At 71.8% G+C, this 20509-nt stretch carries 21 protein-coding genes; 9 read left to right on the forward strand and 12 right to left on the reverse strand.

Going from position 1 to position 20509, the window contains the following annotated elements; translation table 11 throughout:
- Positions 1-2: 2 nt before the first annotated feature.
- Positions 3-761 (reverse strand): SDR family oxidoreductase, encoded by a 759-nt coding sequence (locus OM076_RS08855; protein ID WP_270039186.1) that lies wholly within the window; start codon positions 759-761, stop codon positions 3-5.
- 105 nt (positions 762-866) lie between these two features.
- On the opposite strand from OM076_RS08855, the gene OM076_RS08860 reads away from it, so the two are divergent.
- The 3 genes from OM076_RS08860 (at position 867) to OM076_RS08870 (ending at position 4656) form a co-directional block, all read left to right on the forward strand.
- A complete protein-coding gene (locus OM076_RS08860; RefSeq protein WP_270039188.1) occupies positions 867-2054 on the forward strand; it encodes a low temperature requirement protein A in 1188 nt (395 codons plus the stop codon).
- Positions 2051-3400, forward strand: coding sequence for a peroxidase family protein (locus tag OM076_RS08865; RefSeq protein ID WP_270039189.1), 1350 nt, complete (start codon positions 2051-2053; stop codon positions 3398-3400). Before OM076_RS08860 ends, OM076_RS08865 begins: the two co-directional genes overlap by 4 nt.
- A gap of 386 nt (positions 3401-3786) precedes the next feature.
- Positions 3787-4656, forward strand: a complete 870-nt coding sequence (locus OM076_RS08870; protein ID WP_270039190.1) for a hypothetical protein — start codon at positions 3787-3789, stop codon at positions 4654-4656.
- On the opposite strand, the gene OM076_RS08875 is transcribed toward OM076_RS08870, so the two are convergent.
- On the reverse strand, positions 4640-5185 hold the full coding sequence (locus tag OM076_RS08875; protein ID WP_270039192.1) for a sigma-70 family RNA polymerase sigma factor: 546 nt from the start codon (positions 5183-5185) through the stop codon (positions 4640-4642). The two genes, OM076_RS08870 and OM076_RS08875, sit on opposite strands and share 17 nt — an antisense overlap.
- 107 nt (positions 5186-5292) lie before the next feature.
- Here OM076_RS08875 and OM076_RS08880 point away from each other — a divergent pair, with 107 nt between their 5' ends.
- From OM076_RS08880 to OM076_RS08895, 4 genes are all read left to right on the forward strand, one after another.
- Positions 5293-6495, forward strand: a complete 1203-nt coding sequence (locus OM076_RS08880; RefSeq protein WP_270039193.1) for an alpha/beta hydrolase fold domain-containing protein — start codon at positions 5293-5295, stop codon at positions 6493-6495.
- A gap of 64 nt (positions 6496-6559) precedes the next feature.
- Positions 6560-7522, forward strand: a complete 963-nt coding sequence (locus OM076_RS08885; RefSeq protein ID WP_270039195.1) for a methionine ABC transporter ATP-binding protein — start codon at positions 6560-6562, stop codon at positions 7520-7522.
- Positions 7519-8172 carry a methionine ABC transporter permease gene (locus OM076_RS08890; protein WP_270039196.1) on the forward strand — a complete coding sequence of 218 codons (654 nt, stop codon included), beginning with the start codon at positions 7519-7521 and terminating at the stop codon, positions 8170-8172. The genes OM076_RS08885 and OM076_RS08890 overlap by 4 nt, the downstream gene beginning before the upstream one ends.
- Positions 8173-8201: 29 nt before the next feature.
- Positions 8202-9032 carry a MetQ/NlpA family ABC transporter substrate-binding protein gene (locus tag OM076_RS08895; protein WP_270039198.1) on the forward strand — a complete coding sequence of 277 codons (831 nt, stop codon included), beginning with the start codon at positions 8202-8204 and terminating at the stop codon, positions 9030-9032.
- Positions 9033-9081: 49 nt separating this feature from the next.
- Here OM076_RS08895 and OM076_RS08900 read toward each other — a convergent pair whose 3' ends face one another.
- From OM076_RS08900 to OM076_RS08930, 7 genes are all read right to left on the reverse strand, one after another.
- Positions 9082-11946 (reverse strand): M14 family zinc carboxypeptidase, encoded by a 2865-nt coding sequence (locus OM076_RS08900; RefSeq protein WP_270039199.1) that lies wholly within the window; start codon positions 11944-11946, stop codon positions 9082-9084.
- A 161-nt stretch (positions 11947-12107) separates the two neighbouring features.
- Positions 12108-13112 carry a PucR family transcriptional regulator gene (locus tag OM076_RS08905; RefSeq protein WP_270039200.1) on the reverse strand — a complete coding sequence of 335 codons (1005 nt, stop codon included), beginning with the start codon at positions 13110-13112 and terminating at the stop codon, positions 12108-12110.
- A 157-nt stretch (positions 13113-13269) separates the two neighbouring features.
- Positions 13270-13755 carry a tRNA (N6-threonylcarbamoyladenosine(37)-N6)-methyltransferase TrmO gene (gene tsaA, locus OM076_RS08910; RefSeq protein ID WP_270039201.1) on the reverse strand — a complete coding sequence of 162 codons (486 nt, stop codon included), beginning with the start codon at positions 13753-13755 and terminating at the stop codon, positions 13270-13272.
- Between the two features lie 10 nt (positions 13756-13765).
- Positions 13766-14323: a dihydrofolate reductase family protein gene (locus tag OM076_RS08915; RefSeq protein ID WP_270039203.1), complete on the reverse strand. Its 558-nt coding sequence runs from the start codon at positions 14321-14323 to the stop codon at positions 13766-13768.
- 81 nt (positions 14324-14404) lie between these two features.
- On the reverse strand, positions 14405-14869 hold the full coding sequence (locus OM076_RS08920) for a hypothetical protein (protein ID WP_270039205.1): 465 nt from the start codon (positions 14867-14869) through the stop codon (positions 14405-14407).
- Positions 14870-14883: 14 nt separating this feature from the next.
- On the reverse strand, positions 14884-15072 hold the full coding sequence (locus tag OM076_RS08925; protein WP_270039207.1) for a hypothetical protein: 189 nt from the start codon (positions 15070-15072) through the stop codon (positions 14884-14886).
- Positions 15069-15410, reverse strand: a complete 342-nt coding sequence (locus OM076_RS08930; RefSeq protein WP_270039208.1) for a LysR family transcriptional regulator — start codon at positions 15408-15410, stop codon at positions 15069-15071. Before OM076_RS08930 ends, OM076_RS08925 begins: the two co-directional genes overlap by 4 nt.
- Before the next feature lie 83 nt (positions 15411-15493).
- Here OM076_RS08930 and OM076_RS08935 point away from each other — a divergent pair, with 83 nt between their 5' ends.
- The gene (locus OM076_RS08935; RefSeq protein WP_270039209.1) at positions 15494-16465 is read left to right on the forward strand and encodes an aldo/keto reductase; all 972 of its coding nucleotides are present in this window, start codon (positions 15494-15496) and stop codon (positions 16463-16465) included.
- Here OM076_RS08935 and OM076_RS08940 read toward each other — a convergent pair.
- Genes OM076_RS08940 through OM076_RS08950 form a run of 3 tightly spaced genes read right to left on the reverse strand, consistent with a single transcriptional unit; the run spans position 16401 to position 19929 of the window.
- The gene (locus tag OM076_RS08940) at positions 16401-17804 is read right to left on the reverse strand and encodes an MFS transporter (protein ID WP_270039210.1); all 1404 of its coding nucleotides are present in this window, start codon (positions 17802-17804) and stop codon (positions 16401-16403) included. The two genes, OM076_RS08935 and OM076_RS08940, sit on opposite strands and share 65 nt — an antisense overlap.
- The gene (locus tag OM076_RS08945) at positions 17801-18649 is read right to left on the reverse strand and encodes a dihydrodipicolinate synthase family protein (protein ID WP_270039212.1); all 849 of its coding nucleotides are present in this window, start codon (positions 18647-18649) and stop codon (positions 17801-17803) included. Before OM076_RS08945 ends, OM076_RS08940 begins: the two co-directional genes overlap by 4 nt.
- Positions 18634-19929: an aminotransferase class I/II-fold pyridoxal phosphate-dependent enzyme gene (locus tag OM076_RS08950; protein ID WP_270039214.1), complete on the reverse strand. Its 1296-nt coding sequence runs from the start codon at positions 19927-19929 to the stop codon at positions 18634-18636. Before OM076_RS08950 ends, OM076_RS08945 begins: the two co-directional genes overlap by 16 nt.
- A gap of 53 nt (positions 19930-19982) precedes the next feature.
- On the opposite strand from OM076_RS08950, the gene OM076_RS08955 reads away from it, so the two are divergent.
- Positions 19983-20483 carry a cupin domain-containing protein gene (locus tag OM076_RS08955; protein ID WP_270039215.1) on the forward strand — a complete coding sequence of 167 codons (501 nt, stop codon included), beginning with the start codon at positions 19983-19985 and terminating at the stop codon, positions 20481-20483.
- Positions 20484-20509 lie beyond the last annotated feature (26 nt).

Genomic DNA, 20509 nt, shown 5'->3' on the forward strand with positions numbered 1-20509 from the left:
CGCTAGGCGGCCGCGAGCTGGCGCTCGAGCCAGTCCTGGAAGTGGACGTCGCCGATCAGGGCGCCGTCGCCGGGGACGAGCGTCGTGTCGTCGACGGCGTAGTCGCCGAAGTACGGGGCATCCGCGTCGGCGACGACCTGGCGCGGGTCGCCCGCGGCCTGCAGCGCCTGGCCGACGAGCTCGTCCATGCGGAACTGGTCCGGGCCGGCGACCTCGACGATCCCGTTGATGGGCGCGCCGACCGCGGTCCGGCCGACGGCCTTGGCGACGTCCTCGGACGCGAGCGGCTGGAACAGCACCGGCGGGAGCCGGACCGTGTCACCGTCGGTCGCCAGCGCGGCGATGCTCTTGATGAACTCGAAGAACTGCGTCGCGTGCACGATCGAGTACGGGATCCCGGACTCGCGGATCAGCTTCTCCTGCGCGGCCTTGGCGAGGAAGTAGCCCTTGTCGGACATGCGCTGGGTGCCGACCACCGAGAGCGCGACGTGATGGCCCACGCCCGCCGCCTTCTCCGCGGCCAGCAGGTTGCCGGTCGACGTCCGGAAGAACTCGAGCACCGCGGCGTCCTCGAACGAGGGCGAGTTGGAGACGTCGACGACCACGTCGGCGCCCTGGAGCACCTCGGACAGGCCCTCGCCCGTGAGCGTGTTGACGCCGGTGTTCGGTGACGCGGCGATGGCCTCGTGCCCGTGCTCGCCGAGCTTGCTCACGACCTGCGAACCGACGAGCCCGGTGCCGCCGATGACCACGATCTTCATGGGATTGCCCTTCGTTGGGATGCGATTCACCCCGCATGACCGGACAGCGCGCCGGGATGTGACACCGCCGTCACAAACGGCGGGCGTGTCCGGTCCGTCGTCCATGTGACCCTTCTGATCCGCACTCCGATGGTCGCGCGCGCGACCGATGAGCCGCACCGCGCCTCGAGCCAGCTCGAGCTGCTCTTCGACCTCACCTTCGTGATCGCGATCGCGAGCCTCGCGCGGTACTTCGCCGGGGCGATCGGCCGCGGCGACGCGGCCGATGAGATCGTGCCGTTCCTCCAAGTGTTCTTCGCGATCTGGTGGGCGTGGGTGAACTTCACGTGGTTCGCGTCGGCGTTCGACACCGACGACGTCCCGTTCCGCCTGCTGACCCTCGTCCAGATGGCCGGCGTGCTCGTGCTCGCGGCCGGCGTGCCGGCCGCGCTCGATCACAGCGACTACCGGGCGGTCACGATCGGCTACGCGATCATGCGCGTGGGCCTGGTGGCGCACTGGCTGCGGGCGGCGTTCGAGGACCCCACCAGCCGTAGCACCGCGCTGCGCTACGCCGCGGGGATCACGGTCGCCGAGTTCGCCTGGATATCGCGCCTCCTGCTCGACGAGGCCGGCCTGCTCTCGGACTCCGCGCGGCTGGCCGCGTTCGTCGCCCTGGTGCTCTTCGAGCTGGCGATCCCGGTCTGGGCCGAGCGCAAGGGCGCCACCGCCTGGCATCCGCAGCACATCGCCGAGCGCTACGGGCTGTTCGCGATCATCCTGCTCGGCGAGAGCGTGTTCGCGGCGTCTTCCGGTGTGGAGAGCGCCGTGGCGGCGGGCGGCTTCAGCCTGCCGCTGGTCGCGATCGGCGGCGCGGGGCTCGTGCTCGTCTTCGCGCTCTGGTGGCTCTACTTCCTCCAGCCCGCGAAGGAGGGCCTCGTCGCCCACCGCGAACGCTCCTTCATCTGGGGTTACGGCCACTACGGCCTGCTGGCGGCGCTGGCCGCGATCAGCGCCGGCCTGGAGATCGCCGTCGAGCAGACCGGGCACCACGTCGCCGCGTCGCCGGTCGTGATCGGCTACGCGCTCGCGATCCCGGTCGCGATCTTCGTCTTCCTGACGTGGGCGCTGCACTCGCCGATCGTGCCGCAGCCGGTGCTCCGCCTCCCCTTGGTGTCGAGCAGCTGCCTCGTCATCCTCCTGCTTCCCATCGCTGCCGGATGGGTCGGGGAGGCGGTCGTCCTTGCGGCGATCGCGGCAACCTGTGCGTCGGTCGTCGCCATCACTTTGATCCAGCAAGGAGACCGGTCATGAGTCAGCATGCCGCGCGAATCGCCCGAGACCACTGCCTGGCGCCCGAACGCGTCGACGCGCCGATCTACGGCGGGCGCTACCGCTCGCTGTTCGACGACCTTCCCGCGCTCGACTCCGACGAGGACGCGCTGCACGCGCTCGGCCGGCCCGGCGGCCCGTGTGATCTCGGCGTCGACTTCGGCGACGACCCGGACTCGCACGTCGCCGCGGTGTGGCCGTTCTTCGGGCAGTTCATCGCCCACGACATCACCGCCGATCGCTCGCCGCTCGGCCATCGCGCCGACGTCGCCGCGGTCCGCAACTTCCGCGTCCCCAAGGCCAACCTGGAAGGCCTCTACGGAGCGGGCCCGGTGGGCTCGCCGTACCTCTACGGCAAGGACGATCCCGCGAAGCTCCTGCTCTCGCCAACGGGCATCGACGTGCCGCGCAACCACGAGGGCATCGCGCTGATCGGCGACCCGCGCAACGACGTGCACCTGTTCACCAGCCAGATGCTGGTCGCCTTCATCAACCTCCACAACCGGCTGGTCGATCGCCTGCGCGACGACGAGCTCGCCGAAGCGGACGTCTTCGAGGCGGCGCGGCGAGCCGCCACCTGGCACTACCAGCACGTCATCCTGCGCGAGTTCCTGCCCTCGCTGATCGGCGCGGAGCTGACCGCCGAGCTGCTCGACGACGGCCCGCAGCTGTACCGCATCGACGAGGACCCGTACATCCCGTTCGAGTTCGCCGACGCCGCCTACCGCTACGGCCACGCCCAGATCCGCGACCGCTACCAGATCAACGAGCACTTCGGCCCCTGCCCCGTGTTCCCCGATCTCATGGGCTTCGGCCCCGTCCCGCCCGATCACACCGTCGACTGGGCGCTGCAGATCGACGTCGAGGGCCACGCTCCGGCGCAGCGCGCCAAGCGCATCGACTCGCGGCTGCCCGCCCCGCTGATCGCCCTGCCGACCCAGATCTCCGGCTCCGAGCCCGGCACCGACTACGCGTCGCTCGCCAACCGCGATCTCCAGCGTGGCCAAGCCGTCGGCCTTCCGTCCGGCGAGGCCGTCGCGCAGCGCCTCGGGGTGCCCGCGCTGAGCGCCGAGCAGGTGGGCCTCGCCGGGGAGGGGTGGGTGGGAGAGACGCCGCTGTGGTTCTACATCCTCAAGGAGGCCTCCGCCCTGCACGACGGCGAGCAGCTCGGCCCGGTCGGCGGCCGGATCGTGGGCGAGGTGCTGGTCGGCATCATCGACGCCGACCCGGAGTCCTTCCGCTCGGTCGACCCCACCTGGATGCCGACGCTGCCGGCCCGCCGCACCGGCGCCTTCGGCCTGGCCGACGTCCTGGTGCCGTCCGACTGACCCGCTTGAGCGGCCAGTGAGTCGCCCCCGGGGTCACGCCCCTCCGAGGCGAGGGGGGGCGAACGTCAACTGCGCCGGTGAGGGATGCGGGAGTGCCGGCGCTGCCCGTCCGGTCGCCGTGGTCGACCGTGGGCGTTTGAGGGTCTGAGCGCGAGTTTCGATCAGGTCGCCCTGTTCGACGTGGCGCGCGGGTGGGGGTGCGGAACGAGAGCTGCCTGCCATGCAGCTCTGGTTACACACCCCCTCGCCGGGGTGATCGGCGCGCGTGAGAACGCCCTTTCTGTCTCCGTGGCCCGCACTCGGATGTCGGCGGAGGCTCACGCCGCAAGACTCTCGTGAACCACTTCCGGTCGCCGGTCGGCCGGCTCGCTGTATCACTCTCCGCGATGCGCGAGCCCTCCGCCGCACTCGTCTTGGCCGCGACACAGGTCGCTGCCGTGCGCGACGTTCCGGCGGCGCGTCTTGCGTTGCTGGCGCAGGTGTTCAAGGGGCCGACGGGTCGTGCTCCGAAACACCTCCCGTTCCGGCGTGCGGCGTTGTCATTCATGCGTTGGCAGGCGCGTCGCGGCGTGCTCGCGCCGCTGGACGCGTCGCCGCCCGGGAGCGTGTGGTGGCGTTCGGTCAACGAGCGGCTGCTGCTGGACGGGTGTGAGACGGTGGCGCTGCTCGGCGGGGTGACCGGCGAGCCGTCCTCGCCCGCGGTGCAGCTGTGGCTGGAGTTCGCCGCGACGCCGACGGGGCGCCACTGGTACCGGGCGCACAACGCGAGCGTCGTCGCCGGGTACCTGGAGCATCGCGATCTCGCCGACGCCGAGAGCGAGGCGGAGCGCTTCTTCATGAACGTCGCGCTGCTGCGGGTGCTCTACGCGCACGCACTCGCCGCCGCGCCGGAGCTGGCGCTCGGCCCGTTCGCGCCACTCGGCCGTGTGCTCGGCGACCCGAGGCTCGGGATGGCCGGCGTGTTCCTCTCTTTGCGCGCCGTGCTCCCCGACGCCTACCCGCTCGGGCGCGAGGCGGAGCGCTACATCGCCGACGAGCAGCACCTCGGCCGGATGCTCGACTACGCGGTGATCGCACCGCGGTTGCAGCGCCTGTACGAGTGGTCGGCCGAAGCTCTCGGGGAGCCGCGCCTGCTCGGGTGCGTGCGCGAGGGCAACCCGATCTACGCGTGGCCGTTCGAGCGGCGACATGTCTGGCGGACGTCGCACATGAATGCCGCCGGGCGGCTGCTCGAGCGGGTCACGCGGGCGCGCTGAGCGCCGGCCAGTCGACGGAGTCGCGGTCGAGTCGCGTGCGCAACGCGGTCCGCGCCCGCTGCACGGCGCTGTTGGCCGCGGGCACGCTGATCGACAGCGCGGCGGCGGTCTCGCGCGAGGAGCAGCACAGCAGGTCGCGCAGCACGAAGGCGGTGTGCTGGCGCGGCGGGAGGTAGCGCAGCGCGGCGAGCAGCGCGTGCTCGACCGTCTCGCGCTCGAGCGCCTGCACCTCGGGGAGCTGGTCGCGCGGCGCGGCGGGCTCGGACGGCTCGTCCTCGAGTGAGCTGCAGGGCGGGTCGCGCCGGGTCTGCAAATCGCGACAGGCGTTGGTGGCGATCCGGTACAGCCACGGCCGCGGGTCATCGGCGGTGAGGGAGCGGCGATAGCGCCACGCTCGCAGCAGCGTGTCCTGCAGCGCGTCCTCGGCATCCGCGGGCGAGCGCAGGAGATACGCGCAGTGCCGGCCCAGCCCGTCGCGGTGGCGCTCCAGGGCGGCGATGAAGGCCTGCTCGGTCGGGTCGGTCAGCACGGCGAGGATGCTCGCGAGCGGACTCGCGAAAGGGAAAGGCCGATCGCGAATGGCGCTCGTTCGCGATCCGCATGACCGGTTTCCGGAGCCGCGACATACTGGATCGGATGGACGAGCCGACCGGTGAGGTGATCGCGTTCCCGCAGGCTCCGGAGGGCGTCGAGATCCGCCATCTGCGGGCGTTCGTCGCCGTCTCGGAGGACCTGAACTTCAGCCGCGCGGCCGCTCGGCTCTATCTGTCGCAGCCGTCGCTGAGCCGGCAGATCCGCGCGCTCGAGCGCGTGGTCGGCTGCGAGTTGCTGCGGCGCTCGACGCATCGCGTCGAGCTCACGGTCGCCGGGAACGCGTTGCTGGATCGCGCACGGCGGCTGCTCGCCGACCTCGACGAGGCGATCGCCACGACGCAGTCGGTCGGGGGTGAGCTGGCCAACCGCATGGCCACGCTGTGGGCGCCGGTGCTCGAGGTCGCTCGCGCCGATCGCGACATCGAGCAGATGCGCACGGCGTACGAGGCGTTCCTCGCCGAATCCGCCGTGCCGGACGGCATCGCGGTGCGAGCGGTCAACGCCGGCGGCGTTCCCTCCCTGGCGTTGAACCCGACCGACAACCCGGCGACCGCGATCCTCTACCTGCACGGCGGCGGGTACACGGTCGGCTCGGCCTACGGCTACCGCCCGCTCGTCGGCGCACTGGTCGCCGCCACCGGCGTCGGCGCGCTCGTGCCCGACTACCGGCTCGCCCCCGAGCACCCGTTCCCGGCCGCGCTCGAGGACGCGCTCAGCGCCTACCGCTGGCTGACCGAGCAGGACGGCGCGCGGCGGATCGTGCTCGCCGGCGACTCGTTCGGCGGCGGGCTGGTGTGCTCGCTGTTGCTCACCCTCAAGGCGCGCGAGTTGCCGCTACCCGCGGGCGCCGTGCTGCTCTGCCCCGCGCTCGATCTCACCGGCGCCTCTCCCCTGGCCGCGAGCGAGGACCAGCAGACCGTCACGCTCCGCCGCGTGATCGAGGGCTATCTCGACGGGCACTCACCCGAGGACCCGATCGTGAGCCCGCTGCTCGGCGATCTGACGGGGCTGCCGCCGCTGCTCGTGCAGGCCGCGACAGGCGATCTCGTCCGGAGTGAGGCGGAACGGCTCACCGAGCGCGCGACGGCGTCCGGCGTCGACGCGCGCCTCGAGGTCTTCCCCGCCGAGACGCACGTCTTCCACGTCTTCTGGTCCTTCCTGCCCGAAGCCGCCGACGCGCTCCAACAGGCCGGCGCGTTCGTCCGCGACCGCGTGCGCGAGCCGCCGCGGCAGGCGAGCGCCTGACGGCGGCCGTCCTAATAGGTCTAAATCCGACCTGGTTTAAGTTGTTTCTATTGTTGCGGTCTCGATGCTCGAGATCCAACAGCTCCACAAGGTCTTTCCCAACGGTGTCGTCGCGCTCGACGGCGTCGACCTCTTCGTCCCCCGGGGCGAGATCCTCGGCGTCATCGGACGCAGCGGCACCGGCAAGAGCACGCTGATCCGCTGCATCAACCGGCTCGAAGAGCCGACGTCGGGCTCGATCCTCCTCGACGGCCGCGACGTGACGCGGATGCGCGGCGGCGAGCTGCGCGCCACGCGCCGGCGGCTCGGGATGATCTTCCAGCAGTTCAACCTGCTGACCTCGCGCACGGCGGCCGAGAACGTCGCGCTGCCGCTCGAGGTCGCCGGCGCCGGCCGCGCCGAGCGCCGCCGGCGCGCGCTCGAGTTGCTGGCGCTCGTCGGCCTCGAGGACCGCGCCGGGTCCTATCCGTCCCAGCTCTCAGGCGGGCAGAAGCAGCGCGTCGGGATCGCCCGCGCGCTGGCCGCTGAGCCGTCGGTGCTGCTCTCCGACGAGGCCACGTCCGCGCTGGACAGCGAGACGACCGACTCGGTGCTCGACCTGCTGCGGCGCATCAACGCTGAGCTCGGCGTGACCGTGCTGCTGATCACCCACGAGCTCGACGTCGTCCGGCGCGTGTGCGACTCCGTCGCGCTGCTCGACGCCGGCCGCGTCGTCGAGAGCGGTCCGCTGGGCGAGGTCGTCGCACGCACCGGATCGGCGCTGGCCACGGGCCTGCTCCCCTCGCTGGGGCGGGTCGAGGTCGGCGAGAGCGAGATCGCGCTGGACGTCGTGCTGCTCGACGACGACGCCGACGAACGGCTCGCCGCCGCGCTGACCGACGGCGCGCGCGTCGAGGCGCGCGCGACCGAGCGCATCGGCGACCGGCGCGTCACCCGCGCGCTGGTCGTGACCGACGACGCGGCCGACGCTCCCCGGCTGGCCGACGAATTGCGCGTGCGCGGCGCCCGCGCGGAGGTGGCGCGATGAACGACGGGACGGCATCCCTGATCTGGCAGGCGACGCGCGAGACGCTGATGATGGTCGGCGTCGCGATGGCGGTCACGATCCCGCTCGGGCTCGCGCTCGGCGTCCTGCTGCTGATCACCGGTCGCGGCCAGATCCTCGAGCAGCCGCTCGCCAACCGTGCGATCGCCGCGGTGGTCAATGTCGGGCGCTCGGTGCCGTTCATCATCCTGCTCGTCGCCGTGATCCCGCTCACGCGGGCGCTCGTCGGCACGACGATCGGGACCACCGCGGCGATCGTGCCGCTCGCGCTGGGGACGATCCCGTTCTTCGCACGCATCGTCGAGACCGCGTTGCGCGAGGTGCCCGGCGGCCTCGTGGAAGCCGCCCTCGCCGCCGGCGCGCGCCGCCGCGAAGTGGTCACCAAGGTGCTGATCCCCGAGGCGCTCCCCTCGCTCGTGGCCGGTGTGACGATCACGACCATCGGCGTGCTCGGCTACTCGGCGATGGCCGGTGCCGTCGGCGGCGGCGGGCTCGGCGACGTCGCCATCCGCTACGGCTACCAGCGCTACGAGACCGACGTGACGATCGCGACCGTCGTCGTCCTCGTGGTCCTCGTGCAGCTCCTGCAGTTCGCCGGCGATCGCCTCGCCCGGCGTCTCTCCCACACCTGATCCTCCCCAAGCTCCCCGAAAGGAAGCCGATGAGACGTATCGCCCTCGCCCTGGCCGCCGCCACCCTCGCCGTGGGTGTCGCCGCCTGCGGCGGCGACGACCAGCAGTCGAGCGCCGCCGCCCCCAAGGACACGTCGAAGCCGCTCGTGGTCGGCGCGTCCCCCGTGCCGCACGCCGAGATCCTCGACTACATCGCCAAGAACCTCGCGCCCAAGGCCGGCCTCAAGCTCGAGGTCAAGGAGTTCACCGACTACGTCGTGCCGAACACCGCCCTGGTCGACCACCAGCTCGACGCCAACTACTTCCAGACGCCCGCGTACCTGTCCGACCAGGAGAAGGCGCGCGGGTTCAAGGCCGTGTCGATCGTCGGCGTCCACATCGAGCCGCTCGGCCTCTACTCGCACAAGGTCAAGGACCTCGCGAGCATCCCGCAGGGCGCGCAGGTGGCGATCCCCAACGACGCCACCAACGAGGCCCGTGCGTTGCGCCTGCTCGCCGCCAACCAGCTGATCACGCTCAAGGACGGCGCGGGCGAGACGGCCACGGTCCGTGACATCGCCGCCAACCCCAAGGACCTGAAGTTCGCCGAGGTCGAAGCCGCGCAGACGCCGCGCGCGCTCGACGACGCCGACCTCGCGGTCATCAACGGCAACTACGCGCTCGAGGCCAAGCTGACGCCGTCCAAGGACGCGCTCGCGCTGGAGAGCGCGCAGAACAACCCCAACCAGAACATCCTCGTGACGCTGCCCGAGGAGCGCGACGACCCGCGCGTGAAGACGCTGGCCAAGCTCCTGACCTCACCCGAGGTCAAGCGGTTCATCGACCAGAAGTACCAGGGCGCCGTCCTCCCCGCCTTCTGAGGACCCGAGGAGCGCCACCGCCCGCGCGGGCGGTGGCGCGCTCTGAGCGTTACGGCGTGGTGGTGCTGAGCGTGAAGGTCAGCGTCTTGCTGTAGCTGCCCGTGCGCAGCGGCTCGTTCGCCCCGATCTGCTGGCGGAACGAGATGGTCACGGCGTCGTTGGAGACCGGCGCGGCGTACGTCTTCAGCGTCGCGGTGAGCGGCGCGAACGCGCCGCCGCCGCTCGCCTGCAGCGGCGTCACCAGCGCGAACGCCCCGTTCACCAGGCGCCCGGTGGCGGTCGTGCTCGGATCCGCGACCGTCAGGGCCGCGTCACCGGCCGTCGAGATCACGTTCGCGGTCGTGCCCGCCGTGTACTCCTTCGCGACGCCCGGCGTGAACGCGCCGAAGGTCGCCGGCGTGCCGAGCGTGAGCGCCAGCGTGGCCGGGACGGACCCGCCCGCGGTCCCCTCGACCGCGGTCGCCGCGGTCGTCTGCGAGGCGCTCCACAGCAGCGCGCGGCCGAGCTGCGGTTGCAGGCCCTTGGCGTGCAGGCGGACGGTCGGGCTGGTGCCGATCAGGACGACGCCGGTGCCGCCGGGGGCGATCGCGTGGACGACGCTGGCCTTGCCGGCGGCCTGCGCCTGGCCGTTGTTGGCGTTGCTGGGACGCCACCAGCCGGACAACAGCGGGTCGGCGGCGTAGGACTGCTCGACGACCGCGTTGGCGCCCAGCCCGCTGTACCAGGTGGCCGGGAAGATCCACGCGTAGGGCTGCGCGCCGTTGACGACCGGGCCGCCGTGGTTGACAACGTTCGCCACACCGCTCACGAGGCTCTGCCCCGTGGTCGCGGTGGCGGTCAGCAGCCCCGCGTTCGTGGTGAAGGCCGCACCCGCGGCCGTGAGGCCGACGACGCCGCCGCGGCGGGCGAGGAACGCGTCCAGCGCGGCCTTGTTCGCGGCATTCAGCGTCGCCGGGTTCAGCGTGGCGCCGACGAGCAGCACGTCGACATCCGGCGTCAGGGTCGTGGTCAGCGTCGTCGCGGTGACGGCGCGGCCCTCGAACCCGAGGGCGAGGAGCGTGTCGCGCACTTCGGAGCCGCCGTTGTAGGCGACGACGACCTTGTCCAGCGACGCCCCGGTCCACGCGCTCGGCGCGGCCTTGAACGTCGTCCCGTGCTTGGTCGCCTCGGCCGTCGCGAGCGCGCGGGCGGTGCGCGGGATCAGGACGGAGCCGTCGGCGAGGCGCTGCGTCTTGACGCCCTGATCGAGCAACGCGTTGAGCGCGAGCAGGTCCTCGGCGTCCTGCGGGTCGAGCACCAGGTCGCCTTCGCCCGCGGCCACCTGGCCGGCGGCGACGCCCTCGTAGACCCGCTCGGTGTCGACGGCGGGCAGCGGGTCCCACAGCGTGTCGACCGTCGCGCCCCACGTGAGCGCCTGGCTCCAGGCGCCCGGGCCGGCGTACAGGTCGTCGACGCGGTCGGTCAGGTCGATGCCCGGCTCCAGCAGCGAGTTCACGAGGCCGCGCTTGGGCTGGCGCAGGTCGAGCACGTAGGAGCCGGCGGGGTAGGTGTTCCCTCCGGCCGTGAACGCCGCCTTCGCGATCGTCACGCGGCCGCCGCTGGCGATCAGCAGGTCCACGAGGCGCTTGACGGCCGGCGCGGAACGCTGGCGCGCGCCGGCGGGGATCACGTACGCGCGCGGGAAGGTCGTCGTGTACTTGTCCTCCTCGCCCCAGCCTTCGACGTAGCCGACCGGGATGTCGCGCAGCGGCTCAGCGGCCCAGCCGCGGCGGTAGCCCTCGGCCTGGTCGAAGATGACCTGGTCGCGGTGGTCCTGGATGTACTTCAGCGAGGTCTTGATCGCCACGTCGTGCACGTCGGTGTCGATGTCGGCGCGGCGGATGGCCGTCGCGCCGGTGCCGCTCGGCTGCAGCGGCGCCTCGATCGTGTACGGGATGCTGCTCTGGAGCATCGCGAACGACGGCACGTAGATCGGCGGGAAGTCGTCCCACACGCCGGGCGCGTCGTCGCGGAACGGAATCCGCGCGCGCGTGACCTCCGGGTACCCGAGGGCGGCGATGCCGGACTCGATGTTCAGGGCGTTGGGCAGCCCGTGCTTGATGTAGAGGTCGTACTCGTTGTTGACGTTGTGCGGCGGCGTGCTCGGGTGCAGCAGCGTCGGGTTGACGTACCCGTGCAGGTCGAGCGTGATGATCGGCCGGTGCTCGACGATCAGGTCGCGGATCAGACGGGCCTCCGGCTGCGAGGCGATCGTCAGGTCGCGGTTGAGGTCGTAGCCGGCGCTGTTGGCGCGCGTGTTCGCGATGCGCCCGTCCGGGTTCGACGTGACGTTGAAGATCAGGATGTTGCGCTTGAGCAGCGCCTCGATCGCGGGATCGGTGCTCGTCGCGTACTGCTCGAGGACGCGGACGATCGCGTCCGTGCCCTCCTTCTCGTTGCCGTGGATGTTGCCGTTGACGAACAGCGGGGTCTTGTAGCCCGCCAGCAGCGCCGCGTCCTCGCGGGCGCGGACAGGCTCGTCCTCGATCAGCTGGCGCCAGGCGCCCTGCTGCGCGGCCTCGGCGGCGGTCTCCGGCGCCGTCACGACCACGGCGTAGAGGTCGCGGCCACCCGAGGACTTGCCGGCCACTCGCGCCGAGATGCGGTTGCTCGCGGCCTGCAGCGCGTTCAGCTTGGGCGCGATCTCGTCATACGGGATGTCGCCGATCGACGCGGAGGCGTCGGCCGGGTTGTCCGGCCAGACCGGCAGGACGTTCTGCTGCGGGTACGCGGGCCGCGGGGTGACACCGGCGGCGGCGAACGCGGTCAGCGGGCTGAACGACGCCGGCGTGGAGCTGAAACTGGCGGATGCGGCGACCGGCGCGGCCAGCGCGGCCGCGGCGGCTACCGACGCAGCGACCCGTACGAGCCGCATGGGCATGACTGTGGGCACGGAGTGCAATACCTCTCGAGAAGTGGAAACGGAGCGTGGACCGCCCGCGGAAGCGGGCGTGCGGAATCAGGCCCCGGAACGACCAAGAGCCGGGGCGATGACCTCTCGCACTGCTCTCATTTTCACGTGCGCCTCACGCTAAGTCAAGTATTCCGATCATCTTTGATGTATTCAGCCGCGGCGCGCTCGATGTCGAGCGCCTGGAGGCCGAGCGCGAGCTGCGTCTGGCCCAGCGTCGTCTGCGGGTCGTGACCGGTCAGCGAGCGGATGCGCTCGAGCCGGCTCGAGACGGTGTGGCGATGGGCGAAGATCACCGTCGCGGTCGCGTTCATGTTCGCGTCGTGCGCGAGATAGGCGCGGAGCGTGTCGACCAGGTCGCGGGCCGGCCCGACGGTGGAGTCGATCAGCGCCTGACGCTGCGCCCCGCTCGAGGCCAGCAGCAGCCGCCAGCTCCCCCCGAGCAGCGCGTCGAGGTCCACCCCGTCCAGCCCTCCGGACAACTCGGCCACGCGGAGCGCGTCGCTCAATGCGGCCGCGTCGGGCTCGAACGGGGAGAGCCCGGTGGTCCCGAACCGGCGGGCGAGCCGCCGTGCCGCGGCGCCGGGATCGCCGACGCGGGGCGCCGGCAGCAGCGCCTGGACCCGATCGTCGCGCGGCGCCGCCAGCGCGCCCGGGTACTCCTGCGCGATCGTCGCCAGGACCCGGTCGACGCGACCCACGGCCCGCACGCTCAAGGCGCTGGCACCGCGGGAGAGGTCGGCGTCCAGGCCGCGGGCCCGCGCCACGATCTCCGCTCCTGTCAGCGGCTGAGGACCGCGCAGCTCGTCGAAGAACACCGCCGACGCGCGCCGCTTCGTGACGCTGGCATCGCGCAGGGTCAGTGCGGTGAGCGCCGCCACGGCGGCGAGCTCGAGCACCTCTTCCGCATCGTCCGGATCGCCGGCGTCCAGGAGCCGCACCGACCCGAGGACCTCGTCACCGGAGCGGACCGGGATCTCGAGCAGGACACGCGGCCGGTGCCCGACAGGAAGTGGCGGCTCGACGACCGCGACGTCCTGGAGCACGATCGCCACGGTTCCCCCGAGGTGCTCGGCCGCGATCGCCGCCACCGGCGCGACGCCGCCACCCGCGAGGACGGCGTCGATCATCTCGAGGTGGATCTTCCTTACATCGGCGACCGCGCGGTCAGCAAGCGCGGACAAGCGGGCTCCAGTCTCATGGAGCTAAAGCTATCAAACCCGATCGTCTTTCCATCGATTTGGGGGCCCATCGGTGCTGCAGCTTGCGACCATCCCTTGGCACGCTTCAGGAGTCTGTTTCGAAGCGGGCGTCGGCCCGGACCTCGTTGACGCGCTCGGCGGCGCCCTCGAGCCACCCCGTGCGCTCAGCCCCGACGACGTCGAAGCGCGGCACGTAAGGCTTGATGTCGAGCACCGGCGTCCCGTCGACGAGGTCGACGCCGGCGATCTCGAGCGTTCCCCCTTCGACCGCGATCAGCCGCACGACCGACAGGCCGATCGGGTTCGGGTGCCGGGGCGAGCGAGTGGAGAACACGCCGCGCGGCGTGTCGTCCAGGAACGGCATCACCTCCAGCCCGCCCGGCCTGCCCCGGTGCAGGTGCGTGATGACGTGCACGTGCGAGAACCCGTCGAGGTCCTTCAGGCCGGGGGCGAACTCGGGCAGCACCTCGATCCGCCCCCGCACCGCCTCCGCCGCCACCGACTGCAGCGGCATGCCGTCGAGCCGCGTGAACGGCGACCGCACGGTCCCGATGGGGCGATACGAGATCACCCCCGCGATGCTAGCCCTGCGACGCGTAGACGTGGATGACGATCCCGGAGGCGAACGTGGTCGTCCGCTGCAGCGTCAGATGCGTCGTGTCGATGCCCTCCAGCAGCCGCTCGCCCGCGCCGGCGATCACCGGGAAGACCCACAGGTGGAGCTCGTCGATCAGCCCGTGCTCGAGCAGCGTGCGATCGAGCTCACCGGTGCCGAATTTCAGGATGTCCGCGCCCGGCTGCTGCTTCAGCTCGGCGACGTACTCCGCGACGTCGCCTTCGATCACGCTCGCGTTCCAGGTCGTCTGCCCCAGCGTCCGCGACGCGACGTGCTTGGGCAGGGCATTGATGCGGTCGGTGTAGGGGTCCGAGGGCCGCGTCGGCCACACGGCCGCGAACCCCTCGTAGGTCTCCCGTCCCAGCAGCAGGGTGTCCGCGGCGAACAGCATGTCGCCGGCGTACCGCATGTACTCCTCGTCCCAGTACTTCGGGCCGCCCCACACCTGCGGGTTGCTGATGACGCCGTCGAGCGTGACGAACGTGGACTCGACGAGCTTGCGGGGATTGGTGTGCGTGTTCATGGTGCCTCGACGCGCGAGTCCTCCGCCACCCGACAATGACCGCTCGATGTGGCGCGCAAACGCTCGGCGCGCCGCCGCCCCTCAGCGGCGGCTCAGCGACGTGGGGTCGCCGAGGGAGGAAAGGTCGGGCCGGCGACTGTCCAGCCCGTAGTCCCAGATCTCACCGGTCCTCGGCTCGATCACGAGCGAGAGGAACGTGCCCGTGGGGATCTCCGCACCGGGCGGGTGCTTCGCGCCTTCGGCGGCGAAGTCGCCGGTCATCACGATCAGGTCGACGTCCTCGTCGTCCCCGACGTCGTCGCCGGCCATTGCCGCGTGCACGGCCGCGTTGTGGGTCGTGGCGATCGCCGTCACGTCATCTGGATCCGGGTCGCCATTCGCCGCAGCGAAGCCCATGCCGATCCGCATGATCTCGCTGTCGGACAACCCTCCGGATAGGCCGGCATTGACGGTGGAGGCCGCGTCCGCGGTGGTGCCGAGGACACCGTGGAGCGCGAACAGCAGGAGGGCGGCGCAGATGACCGCGGCACCGGTTCGAGAAGGCATGGCCGCAGCCGCTCCTACCGCGTCGTCAACGTGACGCTCTGGTTGTTCGTGCCGGCGAACTCGGGGGCGGTCTCCGCCAGCGCGTCGACGACCCGCCGGGCGAGCGGGTGCCGCCCGCCGGGTGGGAGCAGCGCGTAGATGTCGCGGCGACCGACGGGTGCATCGAGCCGGCGGATCGCGACGCCGGCGTAGTCGTCGATCAAGAGGCTCGGGACCCAGCCGACGCCGAGGCGACGTCGAACTCGCCGCTGATGAACCGCGACTCGAGGGTGCTCGGCGTCACCTCGCTGAGGATGATGCGAAGGCCACCGTCGGCGGACCGGAGGCGCCTGATCGCCGCGGGCACGAACCCCCGCCAGCGCGGTCGGAGCTCGAGCAGGACCTCACCCACGTGCGTCAGGCGAAGGCCGGCGCGCCCGCGGTCGCGGTCGAACACCCGCACGCCGATCTCGGTCTCCAGCAACGCGATCTGGTGCGAGACCGACGGCTGCGAGAGCGAGAGCTTCTCAGCGGCCCGCGAGAACGACTGCTCGTGGGCCACGACGCGGAACTCTACGCGTACCGCGAGCTCTCGACCTCGCTGGCGTACGATCAGCCGGTCGCCGCGGCCTGAGGAGGGCACCGATGCAGTACACACGGCTGGGAAGCACCGGGCTGAAAGTCAGCCGGCTCGCGCTGGGCTGCATGAGCTACGGCGACCCCACGACCCCGGGCGCGCACGAGTGGGCTCTCGTCGACGACGCGGCGCAGCCGTTCTTTCGCCAAGCGATCGAACTCGGCATCACGTTCTGGGACACGGCGAACGTCTACCAGGCGGGCACGTCAGAGGAGGTGGTCGGCCGCGCGATCAAACGCTTCTCGCGGCGCGAGGACATCGTGCTCGCCACCAAGGTGTTCGGCAGGATGCACGACGGCCCGGGCGGGCAAGGGCTGTCGCGCAAGGCGATCCTCGAACAGCTCGACGCATCGCTGAAACGGCTGGACACCGACTTCGTCGACCTCTACCAGATCCACCGCTTCGATCCCGACACCCCGGTCGAGGAGACGATGGAGGCGCTGCACGACGTGGTCAAGGCGGGCAAGGTCCGCTACATCGGCGCGTCGTCGATGTACGCGTGGCAGTTCGCCAAGCTCCAGCACGCGGCGGACCTCGGCGGCTGGACGCGGTTCGTCTCGATGCAGAACCAATACAACCTGCTGCGCCGCCAGGACGAACGCGAGCTGATGGCGATGTGCGCCGACATGCAGGTGGGCCTGGTGCCCTACTCGCCGAACGGCAAGGGCCGCCTCGCGCGCCCGTGGGGCGAGCAGAGCACGCGCTCCACCGTCGACAAGGTCGTCCAGTCCTTCGACTCACCGCTTGACGAACCGGTCGTCGACGTCGTCGAGCAGGTCGCCCAGGCGCGCGGCGTGACGATGGCCCAGGTCGCGCTCGCGTGGGTGCTGACCAACCCGGCCGTCAATGCCCCGATCGTCGGCGCCACCAAGCCGCATCACCTCTCCGAGGCGGTCGCGGCGCTGGACCTCCAGCTCACCGCGGAGGAGTGTCGAGCGCTCCAAGCGCCGTACACGAATCACGGGCCTTCCTGGTTCTAGGGACCAGTTTGAGCGTGATCGCCGCGGTGGCGACCAGCGCGGTGGTGGCGACGAGCAGCGCGATCGACAACCCGTCGGCGTAGGCCGTGGCGGTTCCAGCGGTGGCGTGGGCGGTGACGATCGAGCCCAGCACCGCCACGCCGAGCGTCGCGCCGACCTGGCGGCCGGCGTTGTGGATCGCGGAGGCCATGCCGGTGCGCGCGGCGTCGACCGCGGCGACCGCGGTCGCGGTCGTTGCGGGCAGCGCGATCCCGGCGCCCGCGCCGATGGCGAACAGCGCGGGCCACAGGAGCCCGGCGCCGGGCGCCGCTCCGACTCGGCTGAGCAGCAGCGCTCCACCCGCGGCGCACAGCAACCCGACGACGATGGCGACCCGCGCCGGAACGCGCGCCGTGAGCCGGCCCGAAGCGGCGGCGAAGAGCGCGGTGGCGGCGCCGAGCGGCAGCAGCGTGAGTCCCGCCTGCAAGGGCGTGCTGCCACGGAAGGTCTGCAGGAAGTCCGAGAGATAGACGCTGGTCGCGAGCATCACGAACATCAGCGTCGCGGCCGCGAGGTTGGCCGCCGCGAAGACCGGACGGCGGACGAGCTCGAGGTCGACGAGCGGCGCCGGGTGGCGTCGTTCGGCAGCGACGAACGCGGCGGCGAGGAGCACGGTGGTCGCGAACGCGAGCAGCACGGCGCTCGAGGTCCAGCCGCGGCCGGGACCTTCGATCAGGCCGAAGACGAGGCTGGCGAGCACCGCGGTCACGAGCAGCGCGCCGAGGTGGTCGAAGCGGCGGGTGGGAGCGGCCTGCGCATCGCGGGGGATGAGCCGCAGCGCCGCCGACGCGAGACCGAGCGCCGCCAGCGCGCTCAAGCCGAACACCCACCTCCACCCGAGCCCGCTGACGATCACGCCGCCGAGCAACGGGCCGACGGCGATCCCGAGCCCCGAGCCCGCGCCCCACACGCCGATGGCGCGGGCGCGCGCGCCGGGCGCGGAGAACGTCACCGTCACGATCGACAGCGACGCGGGCAGGATCAGCGGCGGTCCGAGCGCCTGCACCACCCGCGCGCCGATCAGCAGGCCCGGGTCGGAGGCCAGCGCGCAGCCGAGCGATCCGGCTGCGAACGTCACGAGCCCGGCGACGAAGGCGCGGCGGCGACCGTAGCGATCGGCGAGCACGCCGCCGGCGACCAGCAACGCGGCGAAGACGAGCACGAACGCGTCGACGATCCATTGGCGCTGGACGTGCGAGGCACCGAGGTCGCTGCTCAACTGCGGCAGCGCGACGGCGATCATGTTCGAGTTGGCGACGCTGAGGACCTGGGCGGTGACCAGCACCGCGAGCACCCTCATCCAAGCCCTCGCAACACGGCCTCGACCTCGGTGCGGGCGTCCCCGTCCAGCAAGCGCAACGGGCGAGGGAGGTTGCGCGCGCCGGCGAGCCCGAGCAGCGAAGCGGCGGTGGCCACGACCCGCAGGCCGCCGTAGCGGCGGAACAGCGCCCAGAGCGGCTCGAGCCGCGCGGAGGCGGGGCCGCCTTCGCGCACGATCGCGAGGGCGAGCTCCGGGAAGAGCCCGCCGACCACGCTGAACCACACGTCCGCGCCGGCGTCCAACGCGCCCGCCGCGAACTGGTCGCCGCTGACGCCGATCGCGACGCTCGCCGGCACAAGCGGCCGCAAGGCGCCGGTCCGTTCCGCGGCTCCGTCACCCGGAAGCTTGATCGCCGCGACGCCGGCGAGCCCCGCGACCCGCGCATGCAACGCGTCGCTGAACGCGAACCGCGTCGTGCCGGGGTTGTCGTACACGCACAGCGGCACCGAGAGCTCGGCCGTGACGTCCGCGTAGAGCCCGTAGACCTCGTCGTCGGTCAGCGGCTGGTAGGAGACCGGGGCGAGCATCACCGCGGCGGCGCCGGCCTGCTGCGCATCGTGCGCGTGCTCGATGACGTGTTCGGTGCGCACGGCACCGATGCCGATCATCACCGGAACGCCGCCGGCCGCGCCGACCGCGAGTCGCGCCACCCGCGCCCGCTCGGCGCGGGTCAGGTAGGCGTAGCTGCCCGTGCTGCCGAGCGCTCCGATCGAATGCACGCCCGCTTCGGCAAGACGCGTCACGAGGAGCTGCAATGCCCGTTCGTCGATGGCGCCGGTGTCGTCGAGCGGGGTCAGGGGAAAGGCGCTCAGGCCTGTGAACATGCTGCCTCCTGGAGGTCTGCGGCGAACGCTTCGGCCTGCTGTTCGGTGAGGGTCGAGGTCGTGACCCGCACCGCGTCGATCGTCGCGCCGACCGCGAACGCATTGGCCGGCCGGACGCGCCAGCCGCGGGCGGCGAGGGCGTCCGCCGTCGCCGCCGTCTCGATCCACACGTTCAGGCCGTCGGGCGCGATCGACACCTCGATCGAGCGCCGCCGCAGCGCGTCGACCAGCGACGTGGCGCGCGCCGCGTACGCAGCGCGCGCGGTCTGGCGAAGGCGTTCGACCCGCGGGTCGTCGAGCATGCCCGCAACCGCGTGTTGCAGCAGGTGGCTGACCCAGGTCGTGGCCGGTCCGAGCCGCGCGTGCAACCGGTCGACGGTCTCCTCGTCGGCGGCGACGACGGCCAGCCGCAGGTCGGGGCCCAGGAACTTGGCGACCGAGCGCACCAGCGCCCAGCGCGGCAGCTCGGGCGGCGTGATCCGGTGGTAGCCGGCGGTGGAGAGCGCCCAGAGGTGGTCGTCCTCGATGACCAGCGCATGCGGGTGGCGAACCAGGACCGCGCGCAGCGCTTCCGCACGCTCGGCCTTCAGGCTCGCGCCCGTCGGGTTCTGCGCCCGCGGTGTGCAGATCACCGCCCGCGCTCCCGCCTCCAGCGCGTCCGAGAGACCGCGCGCCGACATCCCGCACTGATCCACGGCGACCGGAATCGCGGTGAAGCCGTTCAGCCGCAACGTGCTGATGTGCGCCAGAAAGCACGGATCCTCGACGGCCACCGCGTCACCCCGCGTCAGATGCATGGCCAGCAGGCGCTCGATCGCATCCACCGCCCCGTGCGTGACGACGACGCCGAACGGCCCGGGCAGCTCCTCCCCCAGCGCCCCGCGCGCCCACGCGGCCAGACCTGCGTGTTCGGCCGGCGTGCCGTACAGCGACGCTTCGTATCCGCGGACATACTCGACCACATCGGGAAGGAGCCGCGGATCCGGATTGCCGCTTGCCAGGTCGACCAGCCCGGGACGCGCCGAAGCGCCGTCGCGAGCTGCATCCGGCACCGCCGCGATCACCGTTCCGCCCCGGCCGTGGGTCTCGGCCACGCCGGCCGCGACCAGCAGCCGGTACGCCGCCGCCACTGTGTTGCGGTTCACACCGAGCTCCTGCGACAACGACCGGATCGGCGGGAGCGCGTCGCCCGCGCCGAGCCGGCCGACGTCCACGAGGTCGCGAACGCTCGCCGCGATGCCCGCCGCCGTCGTCCCACCGATGCTCGAAACCGCATTCACCCGAGACAAGGTAGCATTTGTCCTAGGACAAAGACCAGGAGGAGTTTCAGGACATGAGCGTCCCGCGCCGAATCGTCACCGGCCACGATGCGAACGGCCGGTCGGTCGTCCTGTCGGACGGCCCGACACCGCGCACGCACGAGAACGAGTTCGCGATCTTCCACGAGCTCTGGAACACGCGCGCGATGCCTGCCCCGGTCGCGCCCACCGAGCGCGAGCCCACGGAGCGGCCGTTGATCACCCCGCCCGACCCGAACGGGACGATCGTCCGCATCACCGTGATCAAGGCGGGCGAGCAGTCGCCGATGCACCGGACCGAGTCGATCGACTACGGCATCGTGCTCGAGGGCGAGATCTGGCTCGTGCTCGACGACGGCTCCGAGACCCGGCTGGGGCCGGGTGACGTCGCCATCCAGCGCGGCACCGACCACGCGTGGGTGAACCGCTCCGATCAAGCGGCGCGGATCGTCTTCATTCTCGTCCACGGCAGGTTCACCGACGAGCTGCGGTCGGCGATCGGCTCGCCGGAGCTGTGGGATCAGGCGCTCGACTGAGGGCTCATCCGCTTCTCCTCCGGCGC

The sequence above is a fragment of the Solirubrobacter ginsenosidimutans genome, from assembly GCF_027587205.1.

What these genes read in the sequence shown, in the direction of transcription:
- OM076_RS08880 (WP_270039193.1), top strand. Translation starts at nt 5,293, where the DNA reads ATGGACGAGCCGACCGGTGAGGTGATCGCGTTCCCGCAGGCTCCGGAG.
- OM076_RS08915 (WP_270039203.1), bottom strand. Translation starts at nt 14,323, where the DNA reads ATGAACACGCACACCAATCCCCGCAAGCTCGTCGAGTCCACGTTCGTC.
- OM076_RS08945 (WP_270039212.1), bottom strand. Translation starts at nt 18,649, where the DNA reads ATGTTCACAGGCCTGAGCGCCTTTCCCCTGACCCCGCTCGACGACACC.
- OM076_RS08900 (WP_270039199.1), bottom strand. Translation starts at nt 11,946, where the DNA reads ATGCGGCTCGTACGGGTCGCTGCGTCGGTAGCCGCCGCGGCCGCGCTG.
- OM076_RS08870 (WP_270039190.1), top strand. Translation starts at nt 3,787, where the DNA reads ATGCGCGAGCCCTCCGCCGCACTCGTCTTGGCCGCGACACAGGTCGCT.
- OM076_RS08955 (WP_270039215.1), top strand. Translation starts at nt 19,983, where the DNA reads ATGAGCGTCCCGCGCCGAATCGTCACCGGCCACGATGCGAACGGCCGG.
- OM076_RS08895 (WP_270039198.1), top strand. Translation starts at nt 8,202, where the DNA reads ATGAGACGTATCGCCCTCGCCCTGGCCGCCGCCACCCTCGCCGTGGGT.
- OM076_RS08885 (WP_270039195.1), top strand. Translation starts at nt 6,560, where the DNA reads ATGCTCGAGATCCAACAGCTCCACAAGGTCTTTCCCAACGGTGTCGTC.
- OM076_RS08940 (WP_270039210.1), bottom strand. Translation starts at nt 17,804, where the DNA reads ATGAGGGTGCTCGCGGTGCTGGTCACCGCCCAGGTCCTCAGCGTCGCC.
- OM076_RS08935 (WP_270039209.1), top strand. Translation starts at nt 15,494, where the DNA reads ATGCAGTACACACGGCTGGGAAGCACCGGGCTGAAAGTCAGCCGGCTC.
- OM076_RS08890 (WP_270039196.1), top strand. Translation starts at nt 7,519, where the DNA reads ATGAACGACGGGACGGCATCCCTGATCTGGCAGGCGACGCGCGAGACG.
- OM076_RS08855 (WP_270039186.1), bottom strand. Translation starts at nt 761, where the DNA reads ATGAAGATCGTGGTCATCGGCGGCACCGGGCTCGTCGGTTCGCAGGTC.
- OM076_RS08920 (WP_270039205.1), bottom strand. Translation starts at nt 14,869, where the DNA reads ATGCCTTCTCGAACCGGTGCCGCGGTCATCTGCGCCGCCCTCCTGCTG.
- OM076_RS08905 (WP_270039200.1), bottom strand. Translation starts at nt 13,112, where the DNA reads ATGATCGACGCCGTCCTCGCGGGTGGCGGCGTCGCGCCGGTGGCGGCG.
- OM076_RS08865 (WP_270039189.1), top strand. Translation starts at nt 2,051, where the DNA reads ATGAGTCAGCATGCCGCGCGAATCGCCCGAGACCACTGCCTGGCGCCC.